Origin of the sequence: Achromobacter xylosoxidans (assembly GCF_002192695.1) — a bacterium.
GTDB lineage: Bacteria > Pseudomonadota > Gammaproteobacteria > Burkholderiales > Burkholderiaceae_B > Achromobacter > Achromobacter xylosoxidans_C.
This window is the reverse complement of the sequence record NZ_MTLG01000096.1, coordinates 31,188-52,312: the sequence shown is the minus strand read 5'-3', so window position 1 is coordinate 52,312 and position 21,125 is coordinate 31,188. Positions and strand designations below refer to the sequence as shown.

The window sequence follows — 21,125 nt, the reverse complement described above, 5'->3', positions numbered from 1 at the left end:
GCGAGCATCGGAATCCCGCAGTCCGGACGCCGGCGGCTCAAGAACCCTAGCTCACAAAACCGAAGTGCGGTCCGGATTTTCCTCATCCGGACGCCCTAGGAGCGGGTTTTCCTTGGCCGGAAGCGTTCAGGCGACCAGGCGGTCCAGGGCTTCGCGGTACTTGGCGGCGGTCTTTTCCAGCACGTCCTGCGGCAGACGCGGCGCGGGCGGGGTCTTGTCCCAGGTCTGGGTTTCCAGCCAGTCGCGCACGAACTGCTTGTCGAACGACGGGGGGCTGATGCCCACGCGGTAGCCGTCGGCCGGCCAGAAGCGCGAGGAGTCCGGCGTCAGCACTTCGTCCATCAGGTACAGCGTGCCGTCGTCGTCCAGCCCGAATTCAAACTTGGTGTCGGCGATGATGATGCCCTTGGTGGCCGCGAACTTGGCGGCTTCGGCGTACAGCTTGAGGGTCACGTCGCGGATGCGTTCGGCCATTTCCTGGCCGACTTCCTTGACCACGTGGGCAAAGTCCACGTTCTCGTCGTGCATGCCGAATTCGGCCTTGGCAGCGGGCGTAAAGATGGGTTCGGGCAGCTGGCTGGCCTGTTGCAGACCGGCGGGCAGCTTGATGCCGCAGACGGCGCCGGTGGCCTGATAGTCCTTCCAGCCTGAGCCGATCAGGTAGCCGCGGGCCACCGCTTCCACCAGGATGGGCTTCAAGCGCTTGACCACCACGGCGCGGCCGCGCACCTGGTCGACTTCGTCCGGCGCCACCACGTCTTCGGCCTTGATGCCGGTGGAGTGGTTCGGCAGGATGTGGGCCAGCTTCTGCAGCCAGAACTCGGTCAGTTCGGTCAGCACCTGTCCCTTGCCGGGGATGGGGTCGTCAAGGATCACGTCAAACGCGGAGATGCGATCCGATGCGACGATCAGCAACTTGTCGTCGCCCACCGCGTACATGTCGCGCACCTTACCGCGGCCCAGCAGCGGCAAGGACTTGATGCTGGATTGATGCAAAGCAGAAGTCACGGGAATGGCCTATGGCAATAATGAAGATTCCCGCCTCGGGCAGACGCCAGGGCGGGAAGTAGAACGGAATCCGGGAACCGCGGGCAAGGCCGGCGCGGCGCGCACGGGTCTTGCGAAGCGCATAGGTTACTGCAAATGGGCAGGTTTTGCCGGGCCTCCCCTCGACGCCGCCCAATGGCCGGGTTAGGCTCTGGCCTCCTATATGATGCGCGCCGGCCGCCTCTGGCGTCACGGCGCTGACCCCAAGCCCGGAGACAGAGTCGTATGCAGGATGCTTCCCCCAAACGCAGCGCCCACGCCGACGCGCAGGTGCACCTGACCGGCGGTTGCCAGTGCGGCGCCGTCCGCTACGCCATCACCGATGAACCGATCACGGCGGCCAACTGTCATTGCCGGGACTGCCAGTATTCCAGCGGCGGCGCCCCGGCCCATGCATTGATTTTCCCGACCGGCTCCATCACGCTGTTGCGCGGCAGCCCCAAGGAGCACCGCTATCGGGGCGAATCCGGCCATATCGTGATGCGCAGCTTCTGTGCGGACTGCGGCACCCCGCTGTTCGGCAATTCGGCGGGCATGGGCTATGACATCGTTCGGGCCGGGTCGCTGGACGATCCGGAGGCGTTCCGCGCCAGCCTCTGGACCGACTCGGCCCCGTCCTGGCATCACGTGGACCGGAGCGTGCCGCACTTCCCCCGCAACTCGCCTGCGCCCTAGCCGCGGCGCAGGCAAAAAAAAGCGGTCCGCATGCGCGGACCGCTCTTCATTGCGCTCGAGGGCCGGACGCCTCGGCAGGCGTCGAACCCGAAGCCTTGCTTACTGCACCACTTGAGCCAGCTTGCCCGAGGCGTACTGCGCGGCGATTTCGGTCAGCGGCAGGGCCTTGATCTTGCTGGCGTTGCCGGCGGTGCCGAATTCGGTGTAGCGAGCCACACAGATGGCCTTGGCGGCGGCGCGGGCCGGCTTCAGGTATTCGCGCGGGTCGAACTTTTCCGGGTTTTCAGCGAAGAAGCGGCGGATCGCGCCGGTCATGGCCAGACGGATATCGGTGTCGATATTGATCTTGCGCACGCCGTACTTGATGGCTTCCTGGATTTCCTCGACGGGCACGCCGTAGGTTTCCTTCATGTTGCCGCCGAATTCGCGGATCTCGGCCAGCAGTTCCTGCGGCACGCTGGAGCTACCGTGCATCACCAGGTGGGTGTTGGGCAGGCGGGCGTGGATTTCCTTGATGCGGGAGATCGACAGGATGTCGCCGGTGGGCTTGCGCGTGAACTTGTAGGCGCCGTGGCTGGTGCCGATGGCGATGGCCAGGGCGTCCAGCTGCGTGCGGCGCACGAAGTCGGCGGCTTGTTCCGGGTCGGTCAGCAGCTGGTCCATGGTCAGCTTGCCGTCGGCGCCGTGGCCGTCTTCCTTGTCGCCTTCCATGGTTTCCAGGGAACCCAGGCAGCCCAGTTCGCCTTCGACCGTCACGCCCAGCTTGTGGGCGGTGTCCACGACCTTCTTGGTCACTTCGACGTTGTAGTCGTAATCGGCGATGGTCTTGCCGTCTTCCTTGAGCGAACCGTCCATCATGACGCTGGAGAAGCCCAGGTCGATGGCGCCTTGGCAGATCTTGGGCGACTGGCCATGGTCCTGGTGCATGACCACGGGGATGTGCGGGTAGGATTCCACGGCGGCCTGGATCAGGTACTTCAGGAAGCCTTCGCCCGCGTACTTGCGCGCGCCGGCCGAGGCCTGCATGATCACCGGGCTGTCGGTCTCCGCAGCGGCTTCCATGATGGCCTGGACCTGTTCCAGGTTGTTGACGTTGAAAGCGGGAATGCCGTAGCCGTGCTCGGCGGCGTGGTCGAGCAACTGGCGCATGGAGACTAGGGCCATGAGTGGTCCTCCTTAGGTACTGTCTATTGAAAGATGATTGAAGACTTGCTGAATGGGGTGATTTTACGGGGGATTCGACGAAAGGTCTTGCAACCGCCCGTATCCGGTCCATTCAGATGAGTACGAAAGGCTCAGACCAGCCTTCGGCTCGCCCGAAGGACCGATGGCGCGGCGGCTTGCGCCGCGCCAGGAACCGCCGCGTCTACGGCCTGCCGGCGTGCGGCACGTCCACCCGGGTCATCAGGATGCAGCCTTCGTGCTTGGCCCGGCGGTTGGCCTCGATGAAGTCCGGCGCGGCCGCCATGAACAGGGTCCGGCCGTCCGGCCCGCCCAGGGCGGCCGCGAAGATGCCGAACTCGCCAGTGTCGATCTGCTCCAGGATCTTGCCGCCGCGCGCCACGCGCACGATGCGCTTGCCGATGGCGTCCGCCACCCACAGGGCCTCTTCCGCGTCCAGCGCGCCGCCGTCCGGCCCGATGGCGGAGGCGGCGATCAGCACGCCCAGATCGCCGCTGGCCGGCAAGGGGCCGAAATCGGCCCAGTCGCGGCGCGGCCCCAGCCCGCCATCGGCCAGGATATCGAATTCGGATATGCGGTTGCCGAAGGTTTCGTTGACGATCATGGTCTTGCCGTCCGGCGTGATGAACGAGCCGTTGGGAAAGCACAGCCCGTCGGCCACCTGCCGCACGGAACCATCGGGGTCCACGCGCACGATGCCGGTGTTGCGGACCGGCTCGCCCGCCATCAGGTCGAAACCGAAATTGCCCACGTAGGCCCGGCCCTGCGCATCCACCACCATGTCGTTGACCGGACCGCCCGCGTACGCCGACAGGTCGGCATGAACCGCAAGCGTCCCGTCCGCCTCGCGCCGCAGGAGCTTGCGGTCCTTCATGGACGCGATCAGCAGGCGGCCATCCGGCAGCCAGCCCAGTCCGGACGGCTGCTGCGGCACCTTGCAGATCTGCTCGACCTTGCCGTCCAGGTCCACGGCGATGACCTGCTCGGTATAGAAGTCCGACGCCCACAAGCGGCTTTCGTGCCAGCGCAGCCCTTCCAGATAGGTGTATCCGGACGCCAGCACGGACAATTCGCGTTTCGGCATTGCCTGGTCTCCTTGTGCGGCCCGCGCAGGGGCCTGTTGTTCGTGTTGCCCCGCGCCGCTGCCGCGCACGCCGGGATCGGCCCATTCTGGCATGACGGCGGGCGATAGCGCAGCAGTTCCAAATTGATACAACTCCGGTATCGCCGGCCCCGGAGCCACTCCCCGGCAAGCCGCCTTATCCGTCCCCGTCCTGACAACTGCGTGTCAGGTGGGCGGCGTTAAGATCGCGCCCCAAGGGTAAACCCGCAACCTCGCGATCCGCCCTGGCATCCCGTCTCCGGATCCTCTTGCCCGCCTCCATGCCGGCGCGCCCGCCTTCCCGGGCCAGGCAAGCGATCCCTGTTTTCCGTTTTGATCATGAACACTAAGAAGCTGACGCGTTACATCGGCATCGCCATGGTGCTGGGCATCGTGGTGGGCTATTTCTGCCACAACTACGCGCAGAACGAGAAGGAGGCGCTGCAGATCGCCTCGTACTTCAGTCTCATCACCGACATCTTCCTGCGCATGATCAAGATGATCATCGCCCCGCTGGTCTTCGCCACCCTGGTGACCGGCCTGGCCAGCATGAGCGACGCCAGCGCCGTGGGCCGCATCGGCATGCGCGCCATGGTCTGGTTCATCGCCGCCTCCGCCCTGTCGCTGCTGCTGGGCCTGGCGCTGGTCAACATCTTCCAGCCCGGCGCGCACATGAACCTGGCGCTGCCGGACGCGGGCCTGACTTCGGGCCTGAAGACGGGCGACTTCACGCTCAAGGCCTTCATCACGCACGTATTCCCGCGCAGCATCGCCGAGGCCATGGCCAACAACGAAATCCTGCAGATCCTGGTGTTCTCGCTGTTCTTCGGCGCGGCCCTGTCCTTCATCCGCGGCAAGGGCCACAACACCATCTACAACCTGATCGACGAGCTGGCCAAGATCATGTTCCGGGTGACGGACTATGTAATGCGCTTCGCCCCCATCGGCGTGTTCGCCGCCATGGCCGCCGCCATCACCACCGAGGGCCTGGGCGTGCTGGTCAGCTACGGCAAGCTGATAGGCGAGTTCTACCTGGGCCTGGCGCTGCTGTGGGCCATCCTGTTCGCCGTGGGCTACCTGTTCCTGGGCAAATCCACCTTCCGCCTCGGCGGCCTGATCAAGGAGCCCACGCTGCTGGCGTTCTCCACGGCCAGCAGCGAATCGGCGTATCCCAAGACCATCGAGGCGCTGACGCGCTTCGGCGTGCCCAAGCGCATCTCGGGCTTCGTCCTGCCGCTGGGCTACTCCTTCAACCTGGACGGTTCGATGATGTACCAGTCCTTCGCGGTGCTGTTCATCGCCCAGGCCTACAACATCCAGATGAGCTTTACGCAGCAGCTGACGCTGTTGCTGGTCCTGATGGTGACCAGCAAAGGCATGGCCGGCGTGGCGCGCGCCTCGCTCGTGGTGGTGGCCGCGACCCTGCCGATGTTCCATCTGCCCGAAGCCGGCCTGCTGCTGATCATGGGCATCGACCAGTTCTTCGACATGGGCCGCACCGCAACCAACGTGGTCGGCAACAGCCTGGCCACCGCCGTGATCTCCAAGCTGGAAGGCAATCGCGAGGACACGGCCGATACCGAGTCCGCCACAGCCGAGGAAACCCCTGCGGGCCAGGCTGCAAACCAGAACGCCTGAAACAGCGGGCAATGAAAAACGGGCCGCATGGCCCGTTTTTTTCATGGCTTGCGCCAGCTTGACCGGCGCCATGGCCGGGAGCAACATATAAACCCTGCGCTCCCCATCCCGGCGCGGCACGCATGGGCGCCGCGCTCAGTTCTCATGCCATGAAACGCCTTAGCCTGCGCTGCGCCCTGGCAGCCGCGGCCCTGATGTCCGCCGCGCCCGCCTCCTACGCCTGGACCCGCATTTCCTGCGAGCTGGGCGGCACCGTGGCCAACCTGCCCGTGGTGATGCGCCAGTACCGCACCGACGGCACGGAACTGACGCAACTGATGTTCCGCTTGAAGGTCAGGAACGCGGACATTCCCGATGGCGCCCGCGCCGATACCGACTGCACAGAATTCGTCGGCCGCGAGATCGATGTGGTGCTTGAGAACACCGCGGCCAACACGGTGCGCAAGGGCAAGTCCCTGAAGATGCTGTACCGCTACGACGATTCGCTGGGGCAGAGCCAGGCGACGAAGTTCGAACTGGAACGGCCCTAGGCGCCATACGCCCTAGTCGTTGACCGAACACGAGACGGGCGCGCCGTCCTCGAACTCCACGTCGTAGGTATGCACCGGATCCCAGGGCAGCGTGAACCACAGTTCATAGCCGTCGCCGTCTTCGTCGAACAGCCACAGCGCGCGCAGCACGGCATGCTGGGCCATGGCTTCGGGGGTTTCTTCCTGCAGCAGCTGGTTGTCGTCCAGGCCGAGCTTCTTGTAGTGCTCGTAGGAGTAGTTTTCCAGCAGGAACTCGGCCGCGGCAAGGATCTGGTCGTCGAGGTCGTCGATGATGGCCTTGACCACCTTGGACGCGCTGCCGTCGGGTTCTTCGCCGTCAGTCTGGATCATGACGTGGATGGGCGGACGGCCCTTGCCGGCGGCGACGTTCTCCGCGGCCCACAGGTCGGGTTCCTCGGGATCCTGGGTGAAATTGAATCGTGCCATCGCGAACTCCGGAAAAAGGGCCGGCGCGCCGCGGAAATCGCGGCCGCGCCTTTCCCGCCATTTAACCAGATGCGCGGCCTCCCGGCAGCGCCCGCCGGTGATGTTTTTGCGACGGATCGCCCCTGCGCACGCAGATCTCAGACACGCTCCAGCGGCAGGTGCGGCAGGTCCGGCAGCGCCACCCGGATCGGATCGCCCGCGCTCACCGCCCCGCCTTCGATGACGATGCCCATGACGCCGGCGCGGCGCATCAGGCTGCCGTCCGGATGGCGGCCCAGCACGGCGGCGGTCAGGCCCTGCTGGTAGTTGTCGAGCTGGGAGCAGGGATTGCGCAGGCCGGTGATCTCGACCACGGCGTCCGCGCCGATATGCAGGCGCGCCCCGCGCGGCAAGCCCAGCAGGTCGATGCCGCGGGTGGTGATGTTCTCGCCCATGGTGCCTTCGGCCACGTTGAAGCCGGCGAGCTGCAGCTCGTCGTGCAGCTCGCCGTGGATCAGGTGGACCTGCCGCAGATTGGGCTGGGTGGGATCCGCCTTGACGCGGGAGCGGTGCTTGACCGTAACGCCCATGTGGGCGTCGCCTTCCACGCCCAGTCCCTGCAACAGCATGATGGCCGGCACCACCGGCTTGCTGAACCCGTGCGTCGGGCTGCAGGCCACGGCCGTCACAATGGGATGCATCACATCTCTCTCCAGGAACCGGTTCAGGCGGCCACGGCCTGCTGCTCGGACGTCCGTTTTTCGCTCGCGCGCATGGGCGGATAGTGCGCCGAGAATACCAGCCGCCCCGCCGACCAGGTATGGCTGATCAGCGCTTGCGTGCCCACTTGCGCCACCGCCACCAGGTCCGCGCGCAGTCCCGGCGCGATGCGCCCGCGGTCGGACAGGCCGCAAGCCTGCGCCGGATTCAGCGTGACCAGCGCGACCGCCTGCGGCAGCGTTAGGTCCGTCTGCGCGGCCACCGTGTAGGCCGCGGCGATCAGCGCCGACGGCTGGTAGTCCGAGCACAGGCAGCTCGCCACGCCCGCGCGGATGGCGTCGATGGCGCGCATGGAGCCGCTCTGGCTCTGGCCGCGCAGCACGTTGGGCGCGCCCAGAATCGTCGGCAGGCCGCAGGATACCGCGGCGCGCGCGGTATCCAGGGTGATCGGGAACTCGCTCATCGCGACGCCCAGGTTGCGCATGGTGGCGATGCGCTGGATCGAATCGTCATCGTGGCTGGCGGTCGGAATGCCCAGCCCCTGCGCATGCGACAGCAGCGCCTCCACCCGCGCCACCGCGCCATCCTTGGCGCGCGTCTTGGCCTGCGCGGCCTCCTCGGCCTGCTCGCGGCTCATGGCATGGTTGCCCATCATGTACTGCAGATAGGATTCCAGCGTCTTGAACTGCCCCTGGCCGGGCGAATGGTCCATGACAGACAGCAGGTCCACGGCGCCCTCGTCCATCAGCGCGCGCAGCACGTCCACCGAGGTCGCGTCGGTGACTTCGTAGCGGCAATGGACGCGGTTGTCGACCAGGCTGTGCTGGCCGAAGGCGCGCACCGTGCGCACCACTTCCGCCGCCGTCTGGTTGTTGCGCACGCCCCATTCGCTGTTGGCGAACGACAGCGCGTGATAAGGCGTGGTGATGCCGGCCGCGGCATTGCGCCGGTCCACCTGGGCCACCGCGAAATCCAGCGGGAACAGCACCCGCGAACGCGGCTCGGCTTCCTTTTCGATGGCGTCGCAATGCAGGTCGATCAAGCCCGGCAGCAAGGTCTGGCCGCGCAGGTCGATCTCGCGGTCCGCGCGCGCGCCGGCGGGTTCGATGGCGACGATGCGGCCATCGTCGATCAGCACGGCGCTGTCCTCCAGGACGCGGTCCTGCAACACCACTCGGGCATGGGTGAGATAAGTGCTCTGCATCATTGCTCCAGATCGGCCAGGGCGGGTTGGGCGGGACGCAGCGCCAGGGTCTGCGTGGCGACGGCATCGCGCACTTCGGCATCGTGGAAGATGCCCAGCAGGCAGCGGCCCTCGGCCTTGGCCTCGCGGATCAGCTCGATCACGACCTGGCGGTTGTCGGCGTCCAGCGAGGCGGTGGGCTCGTCCAGCAACAGGATGGGATGACGGGCGATGAAGCCGCGCGCGATGTTCACGCGCTGCTGCTCTCCGCCCGAGAAGGTGGCGGGCGCCAGCCCCCACAGGCGCGGCGGAACGTTCAGGCGCTGTAGCAGCGTCGCTGCGCGGGAGCGTGCCTCATCGGCCTCCACGCCCGCCGCGCGCAGCGGCTCGGCCACCACCTCCAGCGCCGACACGCGCGGAATCACGCGCAGGAACTGGCTGACGTAGCCGATCACCTCGCGCCGCAGCGCAAGGATGCGTTGCTCGGGCGCGCCTGCCAGCTCGACCCATGCGCCGTTCCAGCGCACCCGGATGCTGCCTTCGGTCGCCAGATAATTGCCGTAAAGGCAGCGCAGCAAGGTGCTCTTGCCGGTGCCGGATGGCCCCGCCAGCACCAGGCAATCGCCCGCCGCCGCGTCGAAGTCGACCGACTCCAGCACGGGCAGGCGCATGCCGCCCTGATTATGCAGGGTGAACATCTTTCCGAGGCCCCGCACCTCGATCATGGGAGTCTTTTCAGGCATGGTCAGCTCTGCAGAATGGAGGACACCAGCAACTGGGTGTAGGGATGCTGCGGATCGTCGAGGATCTGGTCGGTCAGGCCGCTTTCCACCACCTCGCCGCCGCGCATGACCAGGGTCCGGTGCGCCAGCAGGCGCGCCACGGCCAGGTCGTGGGTCACGACGATGGCCGCCAGGCCCAGGTCGGCCACCAGCTGGCGCAGCAAGTCCAGCAGGCGCGCCTGCACCGACACGTCGAGCGAGGCGGTGGGCTCGTCCATGAACACCAGGCGCGGATGCGTCACGAGGTTGCGGGCGATCTGCAGGCGCTGCTGCATGCCGCCCGAGAACGAAGTGGGCCTGTCGTCCAGCCGGCCCGCGTCGATCTCCATCTTCTGCAGCCAGTTGCCCGCGGCCTGGCGCAAGTCGCCGTAGTGCCTGTCGCCCACGGCCATCAGCCGCTCCGCGATGTTGGCGCCCGCGCTGACCTGCATGCGCAGGCCGTCGCGGGCGTTCTGCCGCACGAAGCCCCAGTCGGTGCGCGACAGCAGGCGCAGGCGCGCGCCCGGCAGCGCGGCCAGGTCGGTGAAGCCCTGGTCGCGGGTGTCGTACCAGACGCCGCCCGCGTCCGGCCGGGTCTGGTACGACACGGCCGACAGCAGCGTGCTCTTGCCGGAGCCGGACTCGCCGACCACGCATAGCACTTCGCCGGGATACAGGTCGAAGTTCACGTTGCGGCAGCCGTGCACGCCGTCCCAGGTGCGCGTCATGTTGCGCACCGAAAGCAAAGGTTGGGGGTTCATGCCGCGGCCTCCTGGTCGGCTTGCTGCTGCGCTTGGCGGTCGTTGCAGTACTCGGTGTCGGAGCAGACGAAGCGGCGCGTGCCGGCGTCGTCCAGGATGATTTCATCCAGATAGCTCTCGCGCGAGCCGCACAGGTCGCAGCATTCGTTCCAGGTCTCGACCCGGAACGGATGGTCCTCGAAGTCCAGGCTCTTCACCTGGGTGTAGGGCGGCACCGCGTAGACGCGTTTTTCTCGGCCCGCGCCGAACAGCATCAGCGCGGGGCTGCGGTCCAGCTTGGGGTTGTCGAACTTGGGGATGGGCGAAGGCCGCATCATGTAGCGCCCGTTCACGATGACGGGATAGTCGTAGGTGGTGGCGATGTGGCCATGCTGCGCGATGTCTTCGTACAACTTGACGTGCATGCCGCCGTATTCGGCCAGCGCGTGCATGGTGCGCGTCTCGGTTTCGCTGGGTTCGAGCCAGCGCAGCGGTTCAGGAATGGGCACCTGGAACACCATGATCTGCCCTTCCGCCAGCGGCGTCTCGGGGATGCGGTGGCGGGTCTGGACGATGGTGGCCGCAGCCGTGGATTCCGTCGTCGCCACGCCCGTGACCCGGCCGAAGAAGCGGCGGATGTTGATGGCGTTGGTGGTGTCGTCCGAGCCCTGGTCGATCACCTTGAGCACGTCGTGCGCGCCGATGATGGATGCCGTCACCTGGATGCCGCCCGTGCCCCAGCCATAAGGCAGCGGCATTTCTCGGCTGCCAAAAGGCACTTGGTAGCCGGGAATGGCGACGGCCTTGAGCAAGGCGCGGCGCAGCATGCGCTTGGTGGATTCGTCCAGGTAGGCGAAGTTGTAGTGGTCGTCGCGTTCGACCGTTGCGTGTTGGGTAGTCATGGGGCAACCGCCTCGTCCATCAGATCGGTGCGCGCGGCCTCGGGCGCGGCGCGGTCGGCGCGCATGCGCCGCAACAGTTCAAGATTGGCCTGGAAGTCCACGTAGTGCGGCAGCTTCAAGTGCTGCACGAAGCCGGAGGCTTCGACGTTGTCGCTGTGGTAGAGCACGAACTCGTGGTCATTGGCCGGTGAATCGGCGCGCTCGCCCAGGTCGCGCGCCTTCAACGCGCGGTCCACCAGCGCCATCGACATGGACTTGCGCTCGCCATAGCCGAAGGTCAGCCCGTAGCCCCGGGTGAACTTCGGGCCTTCCTCGGCGCTGCCGGCGAACTGGCTGACCATCTGGCATTCGGTGATCTCGATCTCGCCCACGGTGACGGCGAATCCCAGTTCCTCGATGTGCATTTCCACCTCCAGCGCGCCATAGCGGATCTCGGCGGCGAAGGGGTGGGTGTTGCCATAGCCGCGCTGGGTCGAATAGCCCATCGACAGCAGAAAACCTTCGTCGGCGCGCGCCAGGTTCTGCAGCCGGGCCGCGCGCGAAGCCGGGAAGTCCAGCGGCTGCCGGGTCAGGTCGAAGGGTTCGGGATCGCCTTCGGGCACGGCTTCCGCGTCGATCAGGTCGTCATGCGCCAGCAGGTCGGTGACGCGCGGCATGGCGCTGTCCAGGGCCTCGCCGCCCGGCGGCAAGGCGTCGGCCTCGCGCCGCGCTTCGAGCGAGAAGTCCAGCAGGCGCTGGGTGTAGTCATAGGTCGGCCCCAGGATCTGGCCGCCAGGCACGTCCTTGAAGGTGGACGAAATGCGGCGCTGCAGGCGCATGCGGCCGGTATCGATAGGCTGGGTATAGCCAAAGCGCGACAAGGTGGTGCGGTAGGCGCGCAGCAGGAACACCGCCTCGATCAGGTCGCCGGCCGCCTGTTTGATGGCCAGCGCCGCCAGCTGCGGATCGTAAAGCGAGCCCTCCGCCATGACCCGCGACACCGCCAGCGGCATCTGTTCGCGGATCTGGTCCAGGCTCAGCTCGGGCACTTCGCGGTCGCCGCGCCGGTAGTCGTCCAGCATGCGGTAGGAATTGAGGATGGCGCGTTCGCCCCCTTTCACGGCTACGTACATGTCAGTTCTCCTTGCGCGTGCTGCGCGGCAGCGCGCAGATCCGCCGCTCCTGCGTCAGGAACACGTCGACGCCGAGCGGAAAGCGTTGATGATTGAGACGCCATTCGCGCCAGAAGCCCTCGGGCAGCCCTGCCGCGTGCAGCAGCTGCTGGCTCTTGATACCCGGGCCGCTGAGGATGGCGGGTTCCCCGTCCGACAGGGATTCGACCTCGATCAGCAAAGTGGTCGACAGATCAGGATAGGCCGGGTCCCCCTGGTGGCAGGCCGAAAGCGCCGGCGCCTTGCTGCCAGCGGGCACTGCGGCGAAACGCGCCAGCGAGGGCGACGGCACGATGGGGCAGGCGCAATGAAATCGCAGGAAGGCGATCGCGTCCGCGCCGACGGTTTCGGGCAGCCACAGCGGCGTGTCCACGTCCACCAGCGTCAGCAGCAGCGCGGTCACGGCAGGCGACAGGCCAGCGGGCACGCCGCTTTCGGCCAGGATTTCATTAATGCGCCCAGGATGGGCCATGGCGTCGAGCGCCGCGCGGAATGTGGCCTGCGCGTCGCCGACGGGGTCCGGGAATCCGGGGAGCAGCGCCCGGCCCGAGGCCGCGGCGGCTTGTATCTGTTGCTGCATGTCAGTCCTCGCCTCGCACCATCGTGAAGAATTCCACCTTGGTCTGCGCCGCCACGCGGGCCTGGCGCTCGACCCGTTCGGCATGCAGGCGGGCCAGCGGCTGGATCAGCTGGGCCTGCACCGTGTCATGCCATTCCGGCAGCTGCAACAGCGCGTCGGCCACGGCGGCCTGCTCGGCATGGCGTTGCGAGCGGCCCTGCACGTATGCCACGCCGACCACGCCCTCGCCCATCGTCACCGCGCAACGTGTCACGCTCATTTCGCCCAGGTTGAAGCGCGCGCCGGTGCCGCCGCTGCGGGCGCGCACCATGGCCATGCCGGTCTGCGCGGGGCGCAACGTCTGGTGTTCCGGCTTGCCCGCCAGCGCGCAAAAAGCGCCATCCAGCGCGGCCGGATCGGCCAGCGCCAGCACGCGCATCCAGGCGGCGCGTTGCGCGCCCGCCGCATCCTGCCCTGTCTTGGGGTGATCCATCTTTTTCCTCTAAACGTCTAGACGACCGGATGGAGTATGATCGCTCCGAAAAGGAAGTTCAACAGCCTGGCGTGAATTTTTGATGACAGTTGCAGCGCGCCCGCAGCGCCTTTGCGGCTGCCGCCGCATAGGGCACAATCACTGCCATTCTTCATGAAGCTGATGTGACAGCACGAGCACACCCTATGGTCGAAAGAGGTTCCGGCATCGCCGTCTGGCGGCAAATCGGCGAAGCGCTGGCGGATGACATCCGCAACAAGCTCTATGCGGCGGGCGAACAGCTGCCGTCCGAGCCCGAGCTGGCCGCCAAGTTTTCCGTCAACCGCCACACCATCCGCCGCGCGATGGGCGAACTCGAACAAAGCGGCCTGGTCCGGATCGAACAGGGGCGCGGCACCTTCGTGCATGAGCACGCGATCGACTACGCCATCGGCAAGCGCACGCGTTTTTCCGAGAATCTGCGCAGCCAGGGCATGCTGGGCCACCAGGAAGTGCTGGGCAGCCAGAGCCTGCGCGCGGCCGACATCGCCAAGCACCTGGGCCTGGCGCGCAGCGCAGCGCTGCTGCGCGTGCAGATCGTCGGCAAAGCCGAGAACCGGCCCATCAGCGTCTCGGAACATTTTTTCGACGAAAAGCGCTTCCCCGATTTCGCCGAGCGGCTGGCATCGCTGCGCTCGATCTCCAAGGTCTACGCCCACTACGGCATCGGCGACTACACGCGCAAGTGGTCGCGCATCACCGCCGCGCTGCCCACGCCCGAGATCGCCCGCCTGCTGGGCCAGCCCAAGACCCGCCCGATACTCCAGGTAGAAGCCCTGAACGTGGACCAGGAGGGCTCGCCCCTGCAATACAGCGTCGCCCGCTTCGTGGGCGACATGGTGCAGCTGATGGTGACGGACGACACCTGATTCAAGGCCGCCGTCCCGCGCGCAAGCCCGCGGGACGGCGCGGAAACTGGTGCCAGGCAATTGAACTCATCTAGACATCTGGTTGTAATGCAATCCCGCTAACGTCACGCCATGAACACACACACGCACGCCCCCTCGCCCCTGGCCGGTGTCACAGGCCAACGCATCCTGACGCCGCGCGGCGTCGAACAGGCCAGCCTGCGGTTCCATGGCGGACTGATCGAAGGCTCCGCCGCCGCGGCACCGCGGGGCGCGCCCTGGTTCGACGCCGGCAATCTGCTGGTGCTGCCCGGTATCGTGGACCTGCACGGCGACGCCTTCGAGCGCGCCGTCATGCCGCGGCCCAGCGTGACGTTTCCCTATGACAGCGCTCTGTTCGACGTGGACCGCCAACTGCTGGCCAACGGCATCACCACCGAGTTCCACGGCGTGACCCTGTCCTGGGAAGGCGGGCTGCGCGGCGAGGCTTACGCCGAACGCATGTTCGACGCGCTGGAAAGAATGCGCTATCTCATGGGCGCGCGGCACTATGTACACCTGCGCTTCGAAACCCATCATGTGGGCGGCCTGGATATTGCCCAGCAATGGATACGCGACGGCCGCGTGCGCTTCCTGGCGCTGAACGACCACCTGCCCAGCATGGCGCGCCGCCTGGGCGACGAGCGCAAACTAATGCAGTACGCCCACCGCGCCGAGTGCGACCTCGACGTTTTCCAGGACCGCATCCGCGCCGCCATGGCCGCCGCCGATTCGGTGGCCGACGCCATGCGCGAGCTGACCGGCTGCGCGCAGGAAGCGGGCCTGAAGGTGGCCTCGCACGACGATCCGGACGCCGCCACCCGCCGCTATTACCACCAGCTGGGCTGCGGCGTGGCGGAGTTTCCGCTGACCCGCGAGGCCGCCGGCGTGGCCCGCGACCTGGGCGACTCCGTGGTCTTCGGCGCGCCCAACGTTGTGCGCGGCGGCAGCCACACGGGCGCGCCCAGTGCCACCGAAATGGTCCGCGCGGGCCTGTGCGACATACTGACGTCCGACTATTACTACCCTGCCCCGCTGGCCGCCGTGATGAAGCTGGCCAACGACGGCGTGTTGCCGCTGGCGCAGGCCTGGGACCTGGTGTCGCTGAATCCGGCACGCGCCGCCGGCCTGAAGGACCGCGGCGCCCTGGCGCCCGGACTGATCGCCGATGCCATCGTGGTGGACGATCAGGTGCCGGGCCTGCCCCGCGTCTGCGCCGCGATCGTGGGCGGCGAACTGCGCTACGCCACGCGCGCATTCGGCGACGGCCACAGCCAGCGCATGGCGGCCTGACCATGCCGCTCGCCCATCGCTACGCTCTCTACCTGGCGCCCACCGGCCCCTGGCTCGAACACGGCAGCCGCTGGTTGGGCCGTTGCGCCGACACCGGCGAGGCGCTGCCGCCGCTACCGGGGCAGGACGCGGACTCGCATGCCTGGACCACGGCGCCGCGCCACTATGGCTTGCACGCCACGCTCAAACCACCCTTCCGCCTGAACCCCGGCGTCAGTCCGCAGCAGCTCGACGCGGCCGCTCGCCAGCTGGCCGCTAACGGCAGCCCGTTCTCTCTGGAACTGGAGTGCGAGCCGCTGCGCGGCTTCCTGGCCTGGCGCATCGCCTCGTCCGACACGCAAGGCCGGACGCGGATCCAGGCCTTGGCCGAGGCCGCCGTGCGCGACCTGGACCCTTTGCGCGCGCCGCCCACGGCCGAGGAAACCGCCCGCCGCCAGCCGCAATCGCTGACTCCGGAGCAGCAATCCATGCTGGCGCGCTGGGGCTACCCCTATGTGTTCGAAACCTATGTTTTCCACATCACCCTGACCGGCAAGCTGGAAGGCAAGGCGCTGGCCCAGGCGCAGGCCGGCATCGCCGCCTTTGCAGACCCCTTGCGCGGGCAGGCCATGGCCGTGCCCGGCGTCAGCGTCTACGTGCAGCCTGCGCCGGGCGCGGACTTCGTCGCGGCGCGGCACTACGGCTTTGACGGCTCCAGCACCGACGCCGCGGGCGCCAGCTATCTGCAAGGACCGGCAGCGGCATGACACCCTCCGTTCCCGCCGACGGCGCCCGGCTGATCTACCTGATGGGCGCGTCGGGCAGCGGCAAGGACACCTTGCTGCGCCTGCTGCGCGCGGAGTTGCGCGGCGACGAGCCCGTGCTGGTCGCGCATCGCTACATCACCCGCGACAGCGGCGATACCGAGGACGCGCTGCGCCTGACCGAAGACGAGTTCGGACGCCGCGCCGCGCTGGGCTGCTTCGCGTTGCGTTGGGCCAGCCATGGCTTGCAGTACGGGATCGGTATCGAGATAGACGCCTGGCTGTCCTGCGGCGCCGCGGTCATCATCAACGGTTCGCGCGCCCACCTGGAACAAGCGCACTCGCGCTACCCGGCCTTGACGGCGGTGGAAGTCACGGTCGACCCCGGCCAGCTCGCGCGCCGCCTGGCGGGACGCGGCCGCGAAAGCGCGGAACAGATCGCGCAGCGCCTGGCGCGCGCCACGCAGCCTTTCCCCGTGCCTCTGCATTGCCAACTGCTGCGTGTCAGCAACGACGCGGCGCCAGAGACGGCCGCCGCCACGCTGCTGGACATCGCGCGCGGCAAGCTGGCGGCGTAAGGGCGCGGTTCAGCGCCGCTCGCCCGCGCCCTGAGCCCAGGGCGCGGCGGCATCGCCGCACAGATCCAGCAAGATGTCCGAAAAGCGCTCCTCGGCCGCCAGCGGCTGTTCGCGCTTGCGGCGGATCAGGTTGATCGGCGGCAACTCCCAGCCGAAATCCCAGGGCACCATGCCCAGCTTGCCGCGTTGGCAGAGTTCGCGCGCGATGTCTTCCGGCACCACCGAGATAAACGCCTCGTTCATGGTCAGCATGCCTTCGATCACATCGGTGGAGTACGCCTCCAGCACCGGCGACGGCGGCAGCAACTCGGCGCGGATGAAGTGCTCCACGATCAGTTGCCGCGTCGGCGTGTTGGCGGCCGGCAGCACCCAGTCCATCGCTGCCAACGCGGCCCAATCCGGTTCGCGCCGCGCCAGCCGCTGCGCAAGCCGGCCATGCGCGATCAGGCGCGGCCGCTGGCGGTACAGCACGCGGTGGATCAGGTCGTCCGGCGCCACGGTCGAGGTGGCGCGGCTGATGATGCAATCCAGTTCATGCCGGCGCAGCATCGGCACCAGATGGTCGGTGGTGGCGCGGTGCAGGCTGAGCGTGACGCCGTGGCGCTGGTGCAGGCGGCTGATCGCCGCAGTGAGCAAGGCGCTGGACACGTAGGGCACCACACCCACCTGCAGATGCGCGGAACGGCCGGCGTGCAAGGCCTCGACCTCGCGCGCCCACAGGTCCAGGTCGCTGAGCATGTGCCGCGCGCGCACCAGGGCCAGGTTGCCCAGCGGCGTGGCTTGCAGGCCGCGCCCGGTGCGCGTGAAAAGCGGCGCGCCGAAGATGTCCTCGATCTCCGTGAGCGCCTTGGTGACGGCGGGCTGGCTGATGCCCGCCGCGGCCGCCACGCGCGTCAGCGAGCCGTGCCGGGCGATCTCGATCAGCAACGTCAGGTGGCGATGCTTGAGACGGTTGGCGAGACGGGCGGCATCCCAGGTCACGATCTTTCCTATAACCAATTGGTTATTCAATTATGCCAACAAAGACAAAATCAGTTATTTCATGTCCCTATACTGCAAACATTCCCCTGCGGCCGGACCGATCCCATGAGCGCTTCCTTCACCACCCGCCCCGAAATACGCGGCACCTTCGGCGTGGTCTCTTCCACCCACTGGCTGGCCTCCCAGGTGGCGATGGGCGTGCTGGAACGCGGCGGCAATGCCTATGACGCGGCGGTCGCCGGCGGCTTCACGCTGCAGATCGTGGAGCCGCACCTGAACGGCCCCGGCGGCGAAGTGCCCATTCTGTTCTGGAGCGAACAGGAGCAACGCATGCGCGCGCTATGCGGGCAGGGTCCTGCGCCCGCGCTGGCGACGCCGGCGTACTTCCGCAGCCTGGGCGTGGACCTGGTGCCGGGCATCGGCCTCTTGCCCGCCACCGTGCCCGGCGCCTTCGGGGCCTGGCTGACCTTGCTGCGCGATTACGGCACTTGGGAGTTGGCTGACGTGCTGCGCCCGGCCATCGACTATGCGCGCAACGGCTTTCCGCTGGTGCCGCGCGTCTCGCAGGCCATCCTGGCGGTGCAGGCGCTGTTCCGCGACGAATGGACCAGTTCGCGCGAGGTCTGGCTGCCCGATGGCCGCGTGCCCGCGCCCGACGCGCTGTTCCGTACGCCCGCCATCGCCGCCACCTACACCCGTATCCTGGACCAGGCGCACGCCAGCAGCAGCGACCGGCGCGGGCGCATCGACGCGGCGCTGGAGGCCTGGTACCGCGGCTTCGTGGCCGATGCCATCGACGACTACTACACCCATGCGGCGGTGCGCGACACCACCGGCCAGCGCAACCGCGGCTTGCTGCGCAAGTCCGACCTGGCCGATTGGCGCGCCAGCTACGACGAGCCCCTCACCGTCCAATACGGCCGCTACACCGTGGCCAAGTGCGGGGTCTGGTCGCAAGGCCCGGTCCACCTGCAGCAGTTGGCAATGCTGCGGCATTTGGGCCTGGACGGACTGGAGCCGACCTCGCCGCAATTCGTGCACTACGTGGCCGAGGCAGCCAAGCTGGCCTTCGCCGACCGCACCGCCTGGTACGGCGACCCCGACTTCGCGCAGGTGCCTTTGGACGCCCTGCTCAGCGATGACTACGCCCGCGCACGCGCGGCCGGCATCGGCGCCCGCGCTTCATCCGAGTTCCGGCCCGGCAGCCCGAACGGATTGGCACCGCGCCTGCCCGACCTGGACGCAGCCGTGCGCACCCTGGCCGCGTCCGACACCCGCTTCGGCGTGGGCGAGCCGACCTTCGCGGCGCTGCCGCCGGTAGCCGAATGGGCCGCGCGCGAGATCTTCGTGGGCGACACCTGCCAGATCGATGTCATCGACCGCGACGGCAACATGGTGGCCGCCACCCCGTCAGGCGGCTGGCTGTCGTCCAGCCCCGTGGTGCCCGGCCTGGGCTTCCCGCTGACCACCCGGCTGCAAATGACCTGGCTCGACGACGGCGTGCCGGGCCAGTTGCAACCGGGCAAGCGCCCTTGCACCACCTTGTCGCCCGGCCTGGCCCTGCGCGACGGCCAGCCCTACATGGCTTTCGGCACGCCGGGCGGCGATCAGCAGGACCAATGGACGGTGGCGTTCTTCCTGCGCCACGTCATGGGCATGAATCTGCAGGAGGCAATCGAAGCGCCCTCCTGGCACGTCGATCATTTCCCGGGCTCGTTCTGGCCTCGCAGCCAGACCTTGAACCGGCTGACCGTGGAATCGCGCATGCCGGCCGCCACGCTGGAGGCGTTACGCGCGGCGGGCCACGAGGTCAAGGTAGGGCCGGACTGGTCGGAAGGCCGCATCAGCGCCTGCACCCGCGAACCTGCCGCCGGCGGCGGCCTGCTGCTGCGCGCCGGCGCCAACCCGCGCGGCATGCAGGGCTATGCCGCTGGCCGCTGAACCTGTTTCATCCAACCGGCAGACAGACCGGAAACTACGCAAAGGGGTAAACACCATGACACTGCAATTCAAACGACTGCTGCGCACCTGCGCGCTGGGATTGGCGCTGGTCGCACCGGCGCTCACGCATGCCGCCTGGCCCGAAAAACCCATCACCCTGATCGTGCCCTGGGCCGCGGGCGGTTCCACCGACATCCTGGCGCGCGTGCTGTCCGAAGGCCTGACCCAATCGCTGGGCCAACCCGTCATCGTGGAAAACCGCTCGGGCGCGTCCGGCAACATCGGCACCACCTTCGTGGCCCGCGCCAAGCCCGACGGCTACACCTTGCTGGTGGGCTCGATGAGCACCCACACGATGAACCAGGCGCTCTACTCCAGCATGCCGTTCGACGGCGTGAAGGACTTCACGCCCATCGCCGAACTCGCGCTGGTCACCAACACCCTGGTAGTGAACCCGTCGGTGCCCGCGTCCAACGTCAAGGAATTCATCGCCTACCTGAAGGCCAATCCCGGCACCGTGGCCTACGCTTCCGCCGGCCAGGGGTCCACGAATCATCTGAGCGCCGCGCTGTTCGAGAAGGCCGCCGGCGTGAAGATGATGCACATCCCCTATCGCGGCGGCGCGCCCGCGGTGCTGGATACCGTGGCCGGCCGCACCCAGGTGCTGTTCAGCGCCGGCACGCAGACCCTGCCGCACGTGCAGAACGACAAGCTGAAGCTCCTGGCCGTCACCGAGGAAGCGCGTTCGCCCCTGCTACCCAAAGTACCCACGGTGGCCGAGACCCTGCCGGGCTATGAACTGTCGGTCTGGTACGGCGCCTTCGGCCCGGCAGGCATGCCGCCCGAGCTGACCGCGCGCCTGAACCGCGAGATCAACCTGATCCTCAAGCGGCCCGAAGTCATCAAGAAAATGGGCGACATGGGCGTGCTGCTGACCGAGACCACGCCGGAACAGTTCGGCCAGATCCTGGCGCGCGACGCGGACAAGTACGGCAAGCTGATCAAAGAACTGGGCATCACCGCCGAATGACCGTCAGCACCCATCTCGACCCGTCGGCCGAGGCCGGCGTGGCCGCCATCGCCCAGGCCTACGCCGCCGCCGATCCGGCCGCGGCCTTCTGCGCCATCGATGCCCATGCGCACGCCGCGCTGGCGCACACGCTGTGCACGGTCAACCGCTATGACGCGCAGGCCATGCGGGTGGTGCGGCTGTACAGTTCCAACCCCGAGGCCTATCCGCCCGGCGGCAGCAAGGACAAGAGCGGCACCGCCTGGGGCCGCCACGTCCTGCTGGAGCAGAAGTTGTTCGTGGGCGAAGGCGAGGAGGCGATCCGCGAGTTCTTCAATGACCACGACGCGATCCAGCGCCTGGGCCTGCGCTCCGTCATCAATGTGCCGGTGGTGTATGGCGCAGTCTGCCTGGGCACCGTCAACTTCCTGATGCCGCGCGCGGCGGTTTCGGACGCCGACGTGCAGGCTGCGCAGCTGGCGGGCCTGCTGGCGCTGCCTGCGTTCCAGGCGCTGCGTCCGCCGGCCTGAGGCCTGAGGCCGGCG

Annotated in this window: 23 protein-coding genes; 10 read left to right on the top strand and 13 right to left on the bottom strand. The window is 67.6% G+C overall.

The window, feature by feature from the left end:
- Window positions 1-126 precede the first annotated feature (126 nt).
- Window positions 127-1,008, bottom strand: coding sequence for a phosphoribosylaminoimidazolesuccinocarboxamide synthase (locus BRO63_RS24340; RefSeq protein ID WP_013395674.1), 882 nt, complete (start codon window positions 1,006-1,008; stop codon window positions 127-129).
- Window positions 1,009-1,272: 264 nt separating this feature from the next.
- Here BRO63_RS24340 and BRO63_RS24335 point away from each other — a divergent pair, with 264 nt between their 5' ends.
- Window positions 1,273-1,722, top strand: coding sequence for a GFA family protein (locus BRO63_RS24335; RefSeq protein ID WP_088142263.1), 450 nt, complete (start codon window positions 1,273-1,275; stop codon window positions 1,720-1,722).
- A 99-nt stretch (window positions 1,723-1,821) separates the two neighbouring features.
- Here BRO63_RS24335 and fba read toward each other — a convergent pair whose 3' ends face one another.
- Together fba and BRO63_RS24325 are read right to left on the bottom strand one after the other, a co-directional pair.
- A complete protein-coding gene (fba, locus tag BRO63_RS24330) occupies window positions 1,822-2,886 on the bottom strand; it encodes a class II fructose-bisphosphate aldolase (RefSeq protein WP_088142262.1) in 1,065 nt (354 codons plus the stop codon).
- Between the two features lie 202 nt (window positions 2,887-3,088).
- Entirely contained in the window at window positions 3,089-3,988 is a 900-nt protein-coding gene (locus tag BRO63_RS24325; RefSeq protein WP_088142261.1) for an SMP-30/gluconolactonase/LRE family protein, read from the bottom strand.
- Between the two features lie 357 nt (window positions 3,989-4,345).
- Here BRO63_RS24325 and BRO63_RS24320 point away from each other — a divergent pair, with 357 nt between their 5' ends.
- Window positions 4,346-5,644, top strand: a complete 1,299-nt coding sequence (locus BRO63_RS24320; RefSeq protein ID WP_088142268.1) for a dicarboxylate/amino acid:cation symporter — start codon at window positions 4,346-4,348, stop codon at window positions 5,642-5,644.
- Between the two features lie 149 nt (window positions 5,645-5,793).
- On the top strand, window positions 5,794-6,174 hold the full coding sequence (locus BRO63_RS24315) for a hypothetical protein (protein WP_256943057.1): 381 nt from the start codon (window positions 5,794-5,796) through the stop codon (window positions 6,172-6,174).
- Window positions 6,175-6,186: 12 nt separating this feature from the next.
- On the opposite strand, the gene BRO63_RS24310 is transcribed toward BRO63_RS24315, so the two are convergent.
- The 9 genes from BRO63_RS24310 to phnG all read right to left on the bottom strand — a co-directional run bounded on the left by BRO63_RS24310 (window position 6,187) and on the right by phnG (window position 13,109).
- The gene (locus tag BRO63_RS24310; RefSeq protein ID WP_088142259.1) at window positions 6,187-6,621 is read right to left on the bottom strand and encodes a hypothetical protein; all 435 of its coding nucleotides are present in this window, start codon (window positions 6,619-6,621) and stop codon (window positions 6,187-6,189) included.
- 137 nt (window positions 6,622-6,758) lie between these two features.
- Entirely contained in the window at window positions 6,759-7,301 is a 543-nt protein-coding gene (locus BRO63_RS24305) for an MOSC domain-containing protein (protein ID WP_088142258.1), read from the bottom strand.
- Window positions 7,302-7,324: 23 nt separating this feature from the next.
- The gene (locus BRO63_RS24300; RefSeq protein WP_088142257.1) at window positions 7,325-8,524 is read right to left on the bottom strand and encodes an alpha-D-ribose 1-methylphosphonate 5-triphosphate diphosphatase; all 1,200 of its coding nucleotides are present in this window, start codon (window positions 8,522-8,524) and stop codon (window positions 7,325-7,327) included.
- The gene (phnL, locus tag BRO63_RS24295; RefSeq protein WP_088142256.1) at window positions 8,524-9,246 is read right to left on the bottom strand and encodes a phosphonate C-P lyase system protein PhnL; all 723 of its coding nucleotides are present in this window, start codon (window positions 9,244-9,246) and stop codon (window positions 8,524-8,526) included. The genes BRO63_RS24300 and phnL overlap by 1 nt, the downstream gene beginning before the upstream one ends.
- 2 nt (window positions 9,247-9,248) lie before the next feature.
- Window positions 9,249-10,025, bottom strand: coding sequence for a phosphonate C-P lyase system protein PhnK (gene phnK / locus BRO63_RS24290; RefSeq protein ID WP_088142255.1), 777 nt, complete (start codon window positions 10,023-10,025; stop codon window positions 9,249-9,251).
- Window positions 10,022-10,906: an alpha-D-ribose 1-methylphosphonate 5-phosphate C-P-lyase PhnJ gene (locus tag BRO63_RS24285; protein ID WP_088142254.1), complete on the bottom strand. Its 885-nt coding sequence runs from the start codon at window positions 10,904-10,906 to the stop codon at window positions 10,022-10,024. The genes phnK and BRO63_RS24285 overlap by 4 nt, the downstream gene beginning before the upstream one ends.
- Window positions 10,903-12,018, bottom strand: coding sequence for a carbon-phosphorus lyase complex subunit PhnI (locus tag BRO63_RS24280; RefSeq protein ID WP_088142253.1), 1,116 nt, complete (start codon window positions 12,016-12,018; stop codon window positions 10,903-10,905). The genes BRO63_RS24285 and BRO63_RS24280 overlap by 4 nt, the downstream gene beginning before the upstream one ends.
- Before the next feature lies 1 nt (window position 12,019).
- Window positions 12,020-12,637, bottom strand: a complete 618-nt coding sequence (gene phnH / locus BRO63_RS24275; protein WP_088142252.1) for a phosphonate C-P lyase system protein PhnH — start codon at window positions 12,635-12,637, stop codon at window positions 12,020-12,022.
- A 1-nt stretch (window position 12,638) separates the two neighbouring features.
- A complete protein-coding gene (gene phnG / locus BRO63_RS24270) occupies window positions 12,639-13,109 on the bottom strand; it encodes a phosphonate C-P lyase system protein PhnG (protein ID WP_088142251.1) in 471 nt (156 codons plus the stop codon).
- Window positions 13,110-13,294: 185 nt separating this feature from the next.
- On the opposite strand from phnG, the gene phnF reads away from it, so the two are divergent.
- From phnF to phnN, 4 genes are all read left to right on the top strand, one after another.
- On the top strand, window positions 13,295-14,017 hold the full coding sequence (gene phnF / locus BRO63_RS24265; protein ID WP_088142250.1) for a phosphonate metabolism transcriptional regulator PhnF: 723 nt from the start codon (window positions 13,295-13,297) through the stop codon (window positions 14,015-14,017).
- A gap of 111 nt (window positions 14,018-14,128) precedes the next feature.
- Window positions 14,129-15,328: an alpha-D-ribose 1-methylphosphonate 5-triphosphate diphosphatase gene (locus tag BRO63_RS24260; RefSeq protein ID WP_088142249.1), complete on the top strand. Its 1,200-nt coding sequence runs from the start codon at window positions 14,129-14,131 to the stop codon at window positions 15,326-15,328.
- Window positions 15,329-15,330: 2 nt separating this feature from the next.
- The gene (locus BRO63_RS24255; protein ID WP_088142248.1) at window positions 15,331-16,074 is read left to right on the top strand and encodes a DUF1045 domain-containing protein; all 744 of its coding nucleotides are present in this window, start codon (window positions 15,331-15,333) and stop codon (window positions 16,072-16,074) included.
- Window positions 16,071-16,649, top strand: a complete 579-nt coding sequence (phnN, locus tag BRO63_RS24250) for a phosphonate metabolism protein/1,5-bisphosphokinase (PRPP-forming) PhnN (RefSeq protein WP_088142247.1) — start codon at window positions 16,071-16,073, stop codon at window positions 16,647-16,649. The genes BRO63_RS24255 and phnN overlap by 4 nt, the downstream gene beginning before the upstream one ends.
- A 9-nt stretch (window positions 16,650-16,658) precedes the next feature.
- Here phnN and BRO63_RS24245 read toward each other — a convergent pair whose 3' ends face one another.
- Window positions 16,659-17,630 (bottom strand): LysR family transcriptional regulator, encoded by a 972-nt coding sequence (locus BRO63_RS24245; RefSeq protein ID WP_088142246.1) that lies wholly within the window; start codon window positions 17,628-17,630, stop codon window positions 16,659-16,661.
- Between the two features lie 105 nt (window positions 17,631-17,735).
- Here BRO63_RS24245 and BRO63_RS24240 point away from each other — a divergent pair, with 105 nt between their 5' ends.
- Genes BRO63_RS24240 through BRO63_RS34635 form a run of 3 tightly spaced genes read left to right on the top strand, consistent with a single transcriptional unit; the run spans window position 17,736 to window position 21,110 of the window.
- On the top strand, window positions 17,736-19,571 hold the full coding sequence (locus BRO63_RS24240; protein ID WP_088142245.1) for a gamma-glutamyltransferase family protein: 1,836 nt from the start codon (window positions 17,736-17,738) through the stop codon (window positions 19,569-19,571).
- A 55-nt stretch (window positions 19,572-19,626) separates the two neighbouring features.
- Window positions 19,627-20,601, top strand: coding sequence for a Bug family tripartite tricarboxylate transporter substrate binding protein (locus BRO63_RS24235; protein WP_013395695.1), 975 nt, complete (start codon window positions 19,627-19,629; stop codon window positions 20,599-20,601).
- A complete protein-coding gene (locus BRO63_RS34635; protein ID WP_088142244.1) occupies window positions 20,598-21,110 on the top strand; it encodes a GAF domain-containing protein in 513 nt (170 codons plus the stop codon). The genes BRO63_RS24235 and BRO63_RS34635 overlap by 4 nt, the downstream gene beginning before the upstream one ends.
- Window positions 21,111-21,125: the final 15 nt, after the last annotated feature.